This window comes from Streptomyces sp. SAT1, from assembly GCF_001654495.1.
GTDB lineage: Bacteria > Actinomycetota > Actinomycetes > Streptomycetales > Streptomycetaceae > Streptomyces > Streptomyces andamanensis.
Genome location: NZ_CP015849.1, coordinates 6108808 through 6122423, shown reverse-complemented (window position 1 = coordinate 6122423; position 13616 = coordinate 6108808). Strand labels below are relative to the sequence as shown.

Annotated in this window: 8 protein-coding genes; 1 reads left to right on the top strand and 7 read right to left on the bottom strand. The window is 71.5% G+C overall.

Annotated elements, in window-relative coordinates:
• Positions 1-40: 40 nt before the first annotated feature.
• Complete coding sequence (ggt, locus tag A8713_RS26215; RefSeq protein WP_064536006.1) at positions 41-1864, bottom strand: gamma-glutamyltransferase; 1824 nt, start codon at positions 1862-1864, stop codon at positions 41-43.
• A 104-nt stretch (positions 1865-1968) separates the two neighbouring features.
• Here ggt and A8713_RS26210 point away from each other — a divergent pair, with 104 nt between their 5' ends.
• Entirely contained in the window at positions 1969-2736 is a 768-nt protein-coding gene (locus A8713_RS26210) for a hypothetical protein (RefSeq protein ID WP_064536005.1), read from the top strand.
• 271 nt (positions 2737-3007) lie between these two features.
• Here A8713_RS26210 and A8713_RS26205 read toward each other — a convergent pair whose 3' ends face one another.
• The 6 genes from A8713_RS26205 to A8713_RS34430 all read right to left on the bottom strand — a co-directional run bounded on the left by A8713_RS26205 (position 3008) and on the right by A8713_RS34430 (position 13527).
• Positions 3008-3454, bottom strand: a complete 447-nt coding sequence (locus tag A8713_RS26205; RefSeq protein ID WP_064536004.1) for a DUF6278 family protein — start codon at positions 3452-3454, stop codon at positions 3008-3010.
• Between the two features lie 150 nt (positions 3455-3604).
• Positions 3605-4384, bottom strand: coding sequence for an exodeoxyribonuclease III (locus A8713_RS26200; protein ID WP_064536003.1), 780 nt, complete (start codon positions 4382-4384; stop codon positions 3605-3607).
• Between the two features lie 46 nt (positions 4385-4430).
• On the bottom strand, positions 4431-5066 hold the full coding sequence (locus A8713_RS26195; protein WP_064536002.1) for an MBL fold metallo-hydrolase: 636 nt from the start codon (positions 5064-5066) through the stop codon (positions 4431-4433).
• Between the two features lie 146 nt (positions 5067-5212).
• Positions 5213-6517, bottom strand: a complete 1305-nt coding sequence (gene pcaDC, locus A8713_RS26190) for a bifunctional 3-oxoadipate enol-lactonase/4-carboxymuconolactone decarboxylase PcaDC (RefSeq protein ID WP_079159137.1) — start codon at positions 6515-6517, stop codon at positions 5213-5215.
• Between the two features lie 276 nt (positions 6518-6793).
• On the bottom strand, positions 6794-10411 hold the full coding sequence (locus tag A8713_RS34435) for an AAA domain-containing protein (RefSeq protein WP_064536000.1): 3618 nt from the start codon (positions 10409-10411) through the stop codon (positions 6794-6796).
• Complete coding sequence (locus A8713_RS34430; protein WP_237305454.1) at positions 10321-13527, bottom strand: DUF4011 domain-containing protein; 3207 nt, start codon at positions 13525-13527, stop codon at positions 10321-10323. The genes A8713_RS34435 and A8713_RS34430 overlap by 91 nt, the downstream gene beginning before the upstream one ends.
• Positions 13528-13616 lie beyond the last annotated feature (89 nt).

The window sequence follows — 13616 nt, the reverse complement described above, 5'->3', positions numbered from 1 at the left end:
ACTGCCGTCCGGGGCCCCTGTGTCGGGCTGTTCCGCCGGCCTACCGGTCCGGGTGGACGACCATCGCCGAGCCGCCGCCCCTGCGCACCTTCTCCGCCGCCGCCAGCCACCTGCCGTCCGGCAGGCGCTGCACCCCGGTGGCCGCGCCGATCTCCGGGTTGAGCTTGAAGGAGTGGCCGATCGCCTCCAACTGCTTCCTCGACGGACTGTCGTAGAGGGCGGGTTCGAGTTCGGTCTGCGCCGCGTTGCGCTGGCTGGCGCGGGGCGCGGCGATCGCGTCGACCAGCGGCAGATGCCGGTCGAGGAACCCGGTGAGGGTCTGGAGCACGGTGGTGATGATGGTCGCGCCACCGGGCGAACCCACCGCCGCCACCGGCCGGTTGGCGCCGTCCAGCACGATCGTCGGCGCGATGGAGGAGCGCGGCCGCTTGCCGGGGCCGGGCAGGTTCGGGTCGTGCACGGCCGGGCCGGCAGGTGCGAAGGAGAAGTCGGTCAACTCGTTGTTGAGCAGGAAGCCCCGGCCGGGGACGGTGATGCCGCTGCCGCCGGTCTGCTCGATCGTGAGCGTGTAGGAGACCACGTTGCCCCACCGGTCGGCGGTGGTCAGATGGGTGGTGTTCTCGCCCTCGTAGGTGGTGGGCGCGGCGGTGCCGCCGGTGCCGCAGGCCGCGGGCCGGCCCGGGTCGCCGGGCGCGAGCGGGCTGGTGAGGACGGCGTCGTCCTTGATCAGGCAGGCCCGGGAGTCAGCGAACCGCTGGGAGAGCAGCCCGGCGGTGGGGACCTTCTCGAAGGAGGGGTCGCCGACCCAGCGTCCGCGGTCGGCGAAGGCGATCCGGCTCGCCTCGATGAAGTGGTGCAGGTACTGGACCTCGCTCGCCCTGGACAGCTTCGTGTTCTCCAGGATGTTCAGCGCCTCGCCGACGGTGGTGCCGCCGGAGGAGGAGGGCGCGATGGAGTACACGTTCAGGCCACGGTAGGACGTGCGCGTCGGGGCCTGGAGCTTGGCGCGGTAGACCGCGAGGTCCTTCTCGGTGAGCTTGCCGGGCCGGGCGTTCCAGCCCGAGGCGGGGTCGACGGGCGGGTGCTCGACCGTGTCGACGATCTCGTCGGCGAGGGCGCCGTGGTAGAGCGCGCCGACGCCCTTGCGGGCCAGTTCCGCGTAGGTGCGGGCGAGGTCGGGGTTCTTGAGGACCGAGCCGACGGCGGGGAGCGCGCCGTTCGGCAGGAAGAGCTTCGCGGTGTCCGGGAAGGCCCGGAAGCGGGTCTCGTTGGCGGCCGTCTGCGAGCGGAAGGTGTCGTCGACGGTGAAGCCGTCGCGGGCCAGCCGCTCGGCGGGCCCGAGCACCGTACCGAGCCGCTTGCTGCCCCACTCGTCCAGGGCCTTCTGCCAGGTGGCGGCCGTGCCGGGGGTGCCGACGCTCAGCCCGCTGGTGACGGCGTCGTCGAAGGAGAGCGGCTTGCCGTTCTCCTTGAACAGGTCCTCGTCGGCGCTGAGCGGCGCGGTCTCGCGGCCGTCGATCGTGTGCACCGTGCGGGTCCTGGCGTCGTAGTAGACGAAGTAGCCGCCCCCGCCGATGCCCGACGAGTAGGGCTCGGTGACGCCGAGGGCGGCGGCGGTGGCCACGGCCGCGTCGACCGCGTTGCCGCCCTTCTTCAGCACCTCGATGCCGGCCGCGGTGGCGTCGGCGTCGACGCTGGCCACGGCGCCGCCGCGGCCGACGGCGACGGGCACCTTCTTCCCCGCCGTCCCGGCCGGTGTCCGGCCCGTGTCCGGGTGCGCGGCGGGCGGCGCCGCCGCTCCCACCGACACCACGGCGGCACAGACCGCGAGAACCGTCAGCTTCCGTGTTCCTGGGCGACGCATCCGCACCTCCAGTCAGAGACCGTCCGTGCAGCCTATGGCATTGCCATGATCGCGTCAGGACCGTCTCGAACACAGTACCGTCCGAGCCGCTAGCATGCGCGGCCATGAACGACGACGTGCGCAACATCGTCCTGGGCGTGGTCGCCGCCGGCGTCAGCGCCGCGCTCGGCTGGCTGGCCCGTACGTTCCTGTGGCGGCGCGGGCTCCGCCGCAAGCAGGCGTTCTTCGGGCTGCCCGACAACTCCGAGTCGCTGCTGGTCGTCAACCGCGACCCGGCCGCGAGCGAACCGGCCGTCCACCGATTCGACGTCTTCGCGCTGATCGAACTGTCCGCACTGATCAAAGAGTGCGGTGCGCACCTCCAGGTGGTCACCCAGGACATGGTCCATCAAGGGGTGGGCGAGCGCACGGAGTTCTGCGTGGGCGGGCCCGGTTCCAATCGCCGGATGCTGGCCCACATGGCGGCCATGCTCCCCGGGGTCCGCGTCAACATCGACCCGGAACCGGGCCCGGACCGGGGCGCCTTCCAGATCGGCACCGAGCGCTACCGGATGGACCCGGGCGTCACGGAGCATGTGCTGCTGGCCCGCCTGGTTCCGGGAGAGCGCCGCGAGGCACGGCCCGTGTTCCTCTTCTGCGGCCAGCGCGCCATCGACAACCAGGCCGCGACCCGCTATCTGGCCCGCCACCACGAGCGGCTCGCCCGCAAGTACGGCACGCGCCCCTTCGTGCTGCTGCTGAAGGTGGTCAGCTCCCAGTCCTATGGCCCCGATGTGGTCGAGCTCGTCGCGGATGTGACCCGCGCGGCCCAGGCACCGCTGCCGGCCCCGGCCGATCCCGCCGCGAGCACAACCCGCCCGGCGCGCAGCTGACCTTCTTCTCGCCTGCGGACGGTGCGGAGTGGCTGTCCGTACCGCCGCGCGAGCAGTGATCTCCGGCTGCCGCCGGCCGGGTATGGCTCTGTGGACCGCTGCCCCCTGCGACGGTCGCGAACGCCATATCGTAGTCGAGGTTCGGCGCGATGGGCCCGCCGACGTGGAGGAAGGGCCCCGGGCGGCGACGCCGGGGCGGCCCGGATCCGGCTTTGCGACGGTTGCAGCAACCGCCGTACGGCGCCGGTTCCGGCCGGTCCGCTGCCGTGTCTCAGCCCTCGGCGACCTCCGCGTACAACTGGGACAGTTCCGGTACGCCCTCCTCGGCCCAGGTGTGTCCGGCCTCCACCACGACGATCTCCCGGCCGGAGGCCAGCCGTACGACGGGGTGGCCGCTCGGCCACAACTCCCAGACGGCGCCCGGCACGGTGCGCACGATGACCGTGCCCAGATAGAGCCCGGCGTCGATGCCCAGCCACGACACCGTCTCGGCGTCGTCCCGCCAGCGCGGCAGCAGCTGGTCCAGCGCCTCCAGGGAGGCGGGCGACTCGTCGAGCCGGACCCCGGACGCGGCCACCAGGGCGCGCAACTGTTCGCAGGTGGAAAAGAGAGAGGCGAGATCCTCCGGGGCCGGGGGTCCCTCCCCGGCCGTGACCACCGTGACGCCGACGGCCGGCGCGTGCCGCTTGTTCCAGTTGCCCGTGAAGCGGAGACCCATGCACCCAGCGTGGCACCGCGGCCACCGTCCGCGCCACAGGGCGGCACGGACGGCGCGTCCCGGGTGCCGCCGGTCCGTGGCGGCGCCGGGCCCGCGGCGGTGCCGGGTCCGCGGCGGTGCGCCGGCCCGGGGCGATACCTCGGCCCAGGGCTACACGTCCAGGTCGACCACCACGGGCGCGTGGTCCGAGGCGCCCTTGCCCTTGCGTTCCTCACGGTCGACGTAGGAGTCGGTGACCGCCTTGGCGAAGGGCCCGTTGCCGTAGACCAGGTCGATGCGCATGCCGCGGTTCTTCGGGAAGCAGAGCTGGCGGTAGTCCCAGTATGTGTACGGGTGGTCGTACTTCAGGGGCCGGGGCACCACGTCGGACAGGCCCGCCTCGCGCAGGGAGGCGAGGGCGGCGCGCTCGGCGGGGGTGACATGGGTGGCGCCCTCGAAGGCCGCGCGGTCGTAGACGTCGTCGTCGGTCGGCGCGACGTTGTAGTCGCCGAGGACGGCGAAGGGGCGGCTGCCGGCGGCGTCGCCCGCGACGGCCGCCCGCAGCGCCTCGAACCACTGGAGCTTGTAGGCGTAGTGCGGGTGGTCCACCTCGCGGCCGTTGGGCACATACACCGACCAGACGCGCAGCGGGCCGCAGGTCGCGGAGACGGCGCGGGGCTCCTGGACGCCGTCGTAGCCAGGGTCTCCGGGCAGGCCCTTGACCACGTCGTCGAGACCGACACGGGAGAGCACCGCCACGCCGTTCCACCGGCCGGTGGCGTGGACCGCCGCCTCGTAGCCCAGCTCGCGCAGGGGTTCGAACGGGAACTGGTCCTCGGCGATCTTGGCCTCCTGGAGGCAGAGCACGTCGGTGCCGCTGCTCTCCAGCCAGGCGAGCAGCCTGGGGAGGCGGGCGGTGATCGAGTTCACGTTCCAGGTCGCGATGCGCATGCCTCACAACCTACCCGCCGCCACTGACAAGCCCGCCCGCGTCCGCTCACACGTCGGCGGAGTCCCCCGGCGTCAGCCGCAGGTGCTCGGCGCCGCCCAGGCTGCCGATCTGGTGGTCGTAGATCGGGCGGGCCAGGTCGGTCAGGAGGGCGTCGTGGATGTCGTAGGCCCGGCGCGGCTTGATCTCGCGGACGTAGTCGATCACCTCGGCGATCTTGTTCCAGGGGGCCATCACGGGCAGCATCAGCGTCTCGACCGGCTGGTCGGGCACGGTGAGCGCGTCGCCCGGGTGGAAGACCTTGCCGCCGTCGATCAGATAACCGACGTTGGTGATGCGCGGGATGTCCGGGTGGATCACGGCGTGCAGCTCGCCGTGCACCTGCACGTCGAAACCGGCCGCGGTGAAGGTGTCCCCGTGGCCCACGGTGTGCACCCGGCCCGGGAAGGCCGCCGAGATCTGCTCCGCCACCGACCGCAGCGTCCAGATCCCGGCGCCCGGGTTCGCCTCCAGGCCGGCCCGCAGCCGGTCCTCGGCGAAGTGGTCCAGGTGTTCGTGCGTGACCAGGATCGCGTCGGCGCCGACCGCGGCGTCCTCCTCACTGAAGGTGCCGGGGTCGATGACGAGCGTCCGCCCGTCCTTCTCCAGGCGGACACAGGCGTGCGACTTCTTCGTGAGCTTCATGGCTCCCATCCTGCCGCGCGGGGCGCACGGACGGCGCGGCGGAACTGGTGCTCCTGGCACCCGGCTGGACGATCACCCCGCTCCGTGGGGCCCGGAGTCCCGTAGTCCGGGGCCCGGAATGTTCCTCCGGAGCGCGGGCCCGGGTGTCACTCCGTGGGGGTCGTCTCCTCCTGTATGACCCGCTGGGCCACCCGGAAGGCGCTGCCCGCGGCCGGCATCCCGCAGTAGACCGCCGTCTGGAGCAGCACTTCCTTGATCTCGTCGGGGGTGAGGCCGTTGCGCAGCGCGGCCCGGGTGTGGGCGGCCAGGTCGTCGAGATGGCCGCCGGCGACCAGGGCGGTGAGGGCGACACAGCTGCGGGTGCGCCGGTCGAGCCCCGGGCGGTCCCAGACACCGCCCCAAGTGCTGCGGGTCAGGAACTCCTGGAAGTCCCCGCCGAACTCGTCGGCCTGCGCCAGCTCCCGGTCGACGTGCGCGTCGCCCAGCACCTCGCGCCGGATCCTGAGTCCGGTGTCGTACGCGTCCGGCCCGCCGGCGAGCTGCGGAGGCACCGCCGCCGGGGCGATCTCGGCGATCGGCGCGCTCTGCGGAGCCTGCGCGGGGGCCGCCAGTACGGGCCTCGGCGGGGCCGCGACGATCGCCATCTGGCCGGTGCTCGACTCGAAGGCGGGCTGCCACGCCGTGGAGAAGTGCCGCACCAGCAGGTCGGTCACGGCGGCGGGCTGCTCGACCGGCACCAGGTGGGAGGCGCCCGGCACGACGGCGAGCCGCGCGTCCCTGATCCCGGCGACCAGGGTGCGGGCCTCGGCGGGACCGGTGACCTGGTCCTCGGAGCCGACCAGCACCAGCGTCGGCACGCCCACCCGGCCGAGTTCGGCGCGGACGTCGAAGGAGGCGAGCGCCTCGCAGGCGGCGATGTAGCAGCCGGGGTCGGTGGTGCGCACCATCTGCACGGCCCAGTCGGTGATCGCGGGCTGGGCGGAGGCGAACCCGGTGGTGAACCAGCGGTCCGGGGAGCTGCGGGCGATGGGGTCGAGCCCGTTGGTCCGGACGATCACCCCGCGCTGGCGGAACTCGTCCGCCGTGCCGAACCGGGGCGAGGCCGCGATCAGGGCGAGCGAGGCGAGCCGCTCCGGGTGCCGCAGCGCCAGCTCGACGCCGATCGCGCCGCCGAGGGCGCAGCCGGCGTAGCCGAAGCGCTGCACCCCGAGCCCTTCGAGGGTCGCCAGCAGCCGGTCGGTCAGGTCCCCCACCGACCCGGCCGGATGCGCGGGCGCGCCCCCGTGCCCCGGCAGATCGAACCGGAAGACCCGCCACTGCTGCGTCAGCTCGGGCACCTGCCGGTCCCACATATGCCATGTGGTACCCAGTGAGGGACCGAGGATCAGGACGGGAGCCTCTTCCGGCCCGTCAAAGCGGTATTGCAGGGTGTTCGACGGTGTCTCACTCACGCCGTAGACCCTCTCATGTCTTGCGAGATCTCACTCGGGCGGGGGAAGCCTGTGACCCGACGCGTCGGCGGGCTCGACTCGTCCGGCGCTGCCGGCGCCCTCATGGACCGAGTCCGAGCCTCGGTGTGCACGCGCACCCCCTGACATCGGCCGACGCCGCCGAGAACGCGCAGCGGAGGGCGTGCATCGCACGGCTGTGTATGGCTTGACCGCACACCCGTCCCACCGGCTCAGCGGGCCCTCCGGGCGAGCGAGGAGGGCCCACCGTACGCGCGCTCAGGCACTCTCCTCGGGCATCAGGCCACCCTCCGCCTCCACGAGGTGTCCACCGGCGGTCAACTTGTCGATGTCGGCGGTCAAGGCATCCCGGATATCGGACCCGAGCCGCGCCCACCCGAAGAAGCGGGCGGCTTCGCGCAGCAGATCCTCTGGGTGTACACCCGGACCTTCCGCCACCACGTTCCTCAGCACGAGCTGCCGTTCGACGGCCGGCACCAGGGCCACCTTCCGGTCGCAGCGGGGAATCGGCGTGCGAGCGACCGTCACCTCACGGTCCGGCCGGTCGTAGACCGTGGCGCCGATGCGGACGATCTCGCCCTGCCTGACCAGCTTCCGCAGTGCCCGGCGGATCCGGTCCTTGATGACCGGTCCGGAGCTGGCCTTGTTCCACACCGAGCGGACCCGAGTGAAGATCAGCTCCTCCGCGATCGGGCCTTCTGCGTCGACGACGCGCAGCGCGACATCGGCCACCACGTCGACGGCGTCGGGATCCTGGAGTGCGATGTCGTCGAGCCCGCGGCGGCGGGCGGAGTCGAAGCGGACGCTGACCAGCTCTCTGTGGTCGGCGACTTGGTACGGACGGCTCCACGACGACGGCCCGGTGTCGACGGTCACGAACTCCACTCGCGGTGCCGGGTCATCACCCGCAGTCGCGGCAACGTCAGCGGCGGCCGCCGTACCACCCTCTCCGTCCGTCCCGCCCTCCGCGACGCGCGGAACCCGTACCGCATGAGGATCCGCTTCACACGCCGCCTCCACCGCGGCACGCAGCCGCGCCATCGCGTCCCGCCGGTTGCGGTACCAGTCCGTGCCCCAGATCCGGTGCAGCTTCCAGCCGAGGTCGCGCAGGACCGCCTCCCGCAGCCGGTCACGGTCCCGGGCTGCCCGCGAGGAGTGGTACATGGCACCGTCGCACTCGATGCCCAGCGCGTACCTGCCGGGCGCCGCCGGATGACGTACGGCCATGTCGATACGGAAACCGGCGACGCCCACTTGCGGCTGCATCGAGTAGCCCCAGCCGCGGAGCAGGTCGATGACCTCCTCCTCGAAGGGGCTTTCCGGCGCCGCGTCCGGATCGGCCGCGTCGGTCTCGAGAATGCGCGGGCCGTGCTGGGCGTACTCGAGGTACCGCTTGAGGGCCTGCACGCTTTTGTTGCCGCTGTCGCGCAGCTCGCCGCCGTAGAAGGAGGCGACGACCTCCATACGCCGCCGGGCACGAGTCACCGCCACATTGAGGCGCCGCCAGCCGACGTCCTTGTTGTTCATGGGGCCGAAGGACGAGTGCAGCTTGCCCTGCTGATCGCGGCCGTAGCCGATGGACAGGATGATCACGTCACGCTCATCGCCCTGGACGGTCTCCAGGTTCTTGACGAAGAAGCCGTCGAGCCGGTCCTCCGTGAAGAAGCGGTCGAGGTCCGGACGGGCCTCGCGCGCCTTCTGCACCGCCTCCTCGATGGCCTCGGCCTGCGCCTTCGAGAGGGCTACCACGCCGAGGGTCAGCCCGGGTCGGGTGTCGAAGTGGTGGATGACGCGCTGGGCCACCTTCGCGGCCTCGCCCGGGTTGTTGCTCCGGCCGCCGCGATCGTAGATGCCGTCCGCCTTGATGAACTCCACGCCGATGTCCGGGCTCTGCTCCAGCGCACCCGGGAACGTCGTCATGGAGTCGTCGTAGAACTCGTGGTTACTGAAAGCGATCAGATTCTCGTGCCGGCTGCGGTAGTGCCAGCGCAGCGGCATGCCCCGCAGTACGCCACTGCCCCTGCACATGTCGAGGACGGACTCGTAGCTGTCCACGCCCTCCTCGTCCCACTCGTCGTCATCGTCTCCGTCACCGCCCGCGCTGAAGAACGAGGTCGGCGGCAGCTGCTTCTGGTCGCCCGCCACGATGAGCGCCTTGCCCCTGTAGACGGAGTTCACCGCGTCCTGGGGCAGCACCTGGGACGCCTCGTCGAAGATGACGACATCGAACTCGAAATCAGGTGGCAAGAACTGACTGACCGTCAGTGGACTCATCATGAAGCAGGGCTTGATCAGCCGTACGACCTCGCGGGTCTGCTTCAGCAGGTGTCGTACGGGCATGTGTCGACGCTGCATCTCGGCCTGCCTGCGGATCACAGCGGCCTGCCCGACTGAGGTGCGGCGCGGTCGGCGGGCGTTGCACGCGGCGATCACACCGGCATGGGCCGCCTCCACCAAGGCCCTGTCGGCTGCCTCGAAACGCTCCACCAACTGGTCGCGCTCGACGGCCCGCATCGGCTTCAGCCGGGCGTCGGTGGCGAGCTGGTGTTCGAGCCAGGCGGCGAGCACCGCGCGCTCCATCGCCGCGGGGAAGTCCTCGGCCGAGACGTCACGGCGTGCCATCTGGCCGGGCAGTCCGTCCAGGTGATACCGGCCGAGTACGGTCAGCGCCTCGGCGCAGGCCGTCCAGGCCTCCGGCCCGAAGGAGTCACGGTCCAGACGTGACAGGACGGCTCCGGCGGCGGGCAGCGTCCCGGAGAGTTCACGCCGCAGTTCCTCCGCCCGCTTGGGCTCGAAATACCCGGCCAGCGATTCCCTTTGACGCCGCCAGTCCGCCTCTCGAACCGTCACAGAGGAGTCGGGGGAAGCCGTCAGCATCATCCTTGCCGCCGCCTCGGGGAGGGGTGCGGCGTGGCCGCCGTGTGCCGTGCGGCGGACCTTCTGCGCCCAGTCCAACGCGTCCAGCACTCCGTCGCGGTCGGTGTCGATGCCGCGGTGGAGAGAGCCGAGGAGCCCCCGGTATGCGGCGTCGTTCTCCGCGAAGCGCGACTCGGCAGCGCGTGCGGAGACGACCGCGGCCACCGCTTCACGCGCCCTGGCCAGGGTCAGACAGGTGGGGTCGTCCATGGCGCGGGCGACGGAGTGGATGAGATCGATGGCGTCCTCGAAGGGCTCCACATGCGCTCGCAGCCATGCCGCGGCTTGGTCCAGGGGGCGGTCGGCGAGCACCGGTCCGACCCCGGCGAGGTGCGGCTGGTGGGCGTACTGGTGCCAGTGGTCGAGTTCGCCGCGGATCTGTTCCGTCTGTGCGAGGAGTTCACGCGGCTCAGGTCTGTCGTCGGCCAGTGTGTCCGCGAGGCGGGCTCGACGGGCGTTGTCCGCGAGGTTGTCCGGCGCCAGGCGGGCGACCAGCTGTGCGGCGTGCAGCGCTGCGGACAGTGCCTCGGTGTCGGGGTGTCCATGTGCGCCGTACCTGCCCAGCAGGTCGCGATGGTCCGCCGTGGCGTACGGACCGGGCTGCTGCCGGGTCATGCCGAGCGCACGGCGGAGGAGTTCGCCCATCGGCTCGTAGCCCGTCATGCCGTTCGGCCCGGCCTCACGCAGGCCGCCCGCGTTGGTGTCCAGCCCTCTGTACCAGGGGCCGAGGAGCCTGCGGTCGGTCACCGCGCAGGTGGCGAACGCGGCCGTCCCCCGCTGCGCCGCGCGCGCGACCGCGACCGCGGCCCGTGCGGACGCCAGCGTGCTGTGCTCGGCGCCGGGACTCTCCTCTCGACGCCCCACCGAGATCACGGTGTCCAGCAGGGCGAGGCCCTGGCGCAGCGGGGCGAGATGGGCGCGCAGCCAGCGTGCGACGTCCCCGAGCGGCTGCTTCGCCAAGTCTTCCGCGTACGGCAGGAGCACCGGGCGAGCCAGGGCCCGCCGCCATACCGAGAGTTCGCCGCGCAGGGCCGTACCCGCCGTGAGGATGTCTCGCCGAGGCACTCGGCCGTCGGCCAGGTGGGTGGCGAGGAGACCCCTGCGGTGCGGGTTCGCGACTGTCTCCGGTGCCAGCCCGTGGACTGCTTCCGCGTGCGCGAGCGCCTTCCGCAGGGCCGGAACGTCGGGCAGTTCCGTCCCCTGTAGCGGCCGGTCAGTTCGGCGTGCTCCGTGGCCAGCGACCGCAGGTTCCGGTGCGCCGTGTACCAGGCGTCGGCCAGGTGCAGCTTGTCGTACAACTCGCTTCGCCATGAGCCGGCGTGCGTGAGCGCAGCGACGAGCTTACGGTCCGCCCGGATACTGCTGGACAGCATGCCGACGAGTCCTTGCCTGCCGTCGGTGAGGCGCCGGACCGCGTCAGGGAGCCCCTGTGCGGAGACGAGCTCGGGCAGGAAGACGCCGCTCGCCGCTTGCTCGGCGGCACTCAGTTCTTCGGCAGCCGCCGAGATATCGGCGACCGCTGCCCGCACGACTGGCAGTCTCTGAGGATCCAGCCACGTTTCGCGAGCGCGGTCGGTGGTATCGGCCGACTCGATCAGCGTGGCCAGGTCTTCGGTCTCCGACGTGGTCTTGGGTCGGTCGCAGCCGAGCTCGGCGGCCATCGAGTCAGCGCGTCGGCCGGCGGTTTCGAGCGTGTCGGCCAGGGCTTCCAGCCAGTCCGCCAGTTCCGCGGCTGCTCGGCTGGGCAGTGCCGCGATGTCGATGCCAGGCGGCTCCAGTTCGGTGAGGGCTTGTTCGTCGGCCGGTCGCTCGGCGCTGAGTTCGGCGCCCAGGTCGGCCCAGCCAGGACCCGCCTGTGAGGCTGCGAGAGCCTGTGCGGCCAGGACGTTGTCCCGTCGGGTGAGAAACTCGGCCAGCGCGTCGGCGATGACGCGTACCGCTGCCTCCTCCGCCTCCCACGCCCCGTCAGGGACCAGCCACCGCGCGAGCGGTCGGTGCTCGCCTGCCGCCACCCCGATCACGGCGCACAGGTGACGTGCGTCCTCGACACTGCCCGGCACGGCAAGCCCTGTCGTACGACTGACGCTCAAGAGCGTTTGATGCGTGCGCTCCAGTCTTCCCGCAGTCGCGTCGAACCGGTCGGCGAGTTCGCGAGCCTGCTCCTCGGTCAGCGCTGCGGGGTCGAGCCCAGGTGGCGACATGGTCGTCAGCGACTTCTCGGCATCGCTCCGCTCTGCCGTCAGTCTGGTGGACAGCTCGCGCCAGCGCTCACCGACCCGGGTTCGAGCAGCCGTGCCTGAGCGATGGGCTCTGCGGAGTTCGGCCAGGAAGGCATCGGCCGGGTCTTCGATGTCGTCCGCGAAGGCCGCCGTCGTCAACCACTTCTCCGGCACCGGACTGCGGGAGTCGAGCAGGTGCAGGAGCGCGATCAGACGGTCGAGGGCAGCCTGGTCGGTGGCAGGTGCGGCATCGAGCGCGAGATCACGGTACCGGTCGACGGCCGTGGCGAGCCCGTCCAGCGCGGCCTGGGCCTGTTCGAGCACCGGTCGCGGGTGCGGCATGCCCGAGCGTAGACGGCGCCAAGGGAAGGACGGGTCCGCAACGGCTTCCCAGGAAGCGGAGATGGCCTTCGTCGCCTCGACGATCGATCGCAGGTCGTCGGCGCTCAGATCTGCGGCCCGGAGCACTGCGGACCCGGTGGAAGCGGCTCCGTCACCGGAAGCCGGATAGGCGACCGGCGCGTCAGCCAACTGCCCGACCCGGCCGATCACATCGTGCAGGGTCCGTCCGAGCGGTGCGCGCTCCTCGTTCATCGCCTCGGCGTAGGCGCTCAGCGCGAGCCGCAGTTTCCGGGCCTGTGCCACTGCCTGCTGGGAGAGCTGTGGTGCTCGCGGCTCCTCCGCGAGGGCCCGGCCGAGCTCCTGGGCGACGGCCTTGCGGCTCGTGCTGTGGCTGTGCAGGGCGAGGGCGTACGAGTCGAGTCCGACCGAACGCAGCCGGTCGAGGACGACGTCGAGAGCCGCCGCCTTCTCGCTGACGAACAGGACGCTGCGGCCGGCGTGCATCAGCCCGGCGATCATGTTGGTGATCGTCTGGCTCTTACCCGTGCCCGGAGGACCGTCCAGGACGAACGACTGCCCGGCCACGGCGGCGGCGATCGCCTGCCGCTGCGAGGCGTCCGCGTCGAGCACCAGCGGGCGGTCCTCGGGCGGGCTCAGTTCGTCGATCCGGTCGAGTTCGATCTCCTCGAAGTCGAAACGATCGGACGCGAGACCGGCATCCGGGCCGAGCGCCATCGCCCGCACGAGATCGCTGGCCAGGACCCGGCCCTCGTTCTCGAGCAGATCCTGGTACATCGACTCCTTGTGGGAAGCGAAGAGTGCCACCACCACGCGGTCGGAGACCTGCCAGCCGCTCTTGCCCTCGACCGCGTGAGCGGCGGCGGAGAGCACCGCGCGCAGGTCCGTGGGGTCCTGCTCGGCGACGTGCGTCCAGTCGATGTGGAACTGCTCCAGCTTCACCTTCAGAGCCGGGTTGAACCGCGGTTCCTCTTCTTCGTTGGCCCGGAGGCGAATCCTGCCGTTCTTCATGCGCTCCATGACGACGGGAAGCAGGATCAGCGGTGCGTCACTACTGGACTCGGCCGCGTCCTCTCGCCAGCGGAGCATGCCTACCCCGAGGTTGAGAGTCCACAGACCGTAGTCGTTGAACAGCTGAGTCGACTTGCCGCGCAAGCTGTTGAGCGCGCGCAGGAGGGAAGGGGCCGTGCGCTTCTGCGTGACGATTCCGCCGGAGTGATCGCCCCTCGCCGCGGGCAGCGCACTGCTGGGCTCCTCCGACTCCTCGGGCTCCGGTTCCTCGTCGGGGAGCGGCGCGAAGTCCCAGCCTCGGTCGAGTCTCTCGACGAGTTCCTCGGCCGACGGGTACGAGATCTCCAGGGTCGCCGACCTCGTGTGGCGGAAATTGAGCAGCCGGTTGCGTCCGCTCAGGTCCACCAGGGAGGTCCGCCAGCCCGCGAGCATTGTCTTGAGCCGCTGGAGATCTCCACCGGCGCCGAAGCCACCCGTACTCGTCACGTTGGTCCCCGCTGATCGTTGCTCTCTGGGCCAACGGAGCACCGACGTGTCCGGCATCCTCTGCCGTCAACGCGAAGAGCGACCATGAG

Coding starts and splice junctions, on each gene's coding strand:
- A8713_RS26205 (WP_064536004.1), bottom strand. CDS start 3,454: ATGGGTCTCCGCTTCACGGGCAACTGGAACAAGCGGCACGCGCCGGCC.
- A8713_RS26195 (WP_064536002.1), bottom strand. CDS start 5,066: ATGAAGCTCACGAAGAAGTCGCACGCCTGTGTCCGCCTGGAGAAGGAC.
- ggt (WP_064536006.1), bottom strand. CDS start 1,864: ATGCGTCGCCCAGGAACACGGAAGCTGACGGTTCTCGCGGTCTGTGCC.
- A8713_RS26210 (WP_064536005.1), top strand. CDS start 1,969: ATGAACGACGACGTGCGCAACATCGTCCTGGGCGTGGTCGCCGCCGGC.
- A8713_RS26200 (WP_064536003.1), bottom strand. CDS start 4,384: ATGCGCATCGCGACCTGGAACGTGAACTCGATCACCGCCCGCCTCCCC.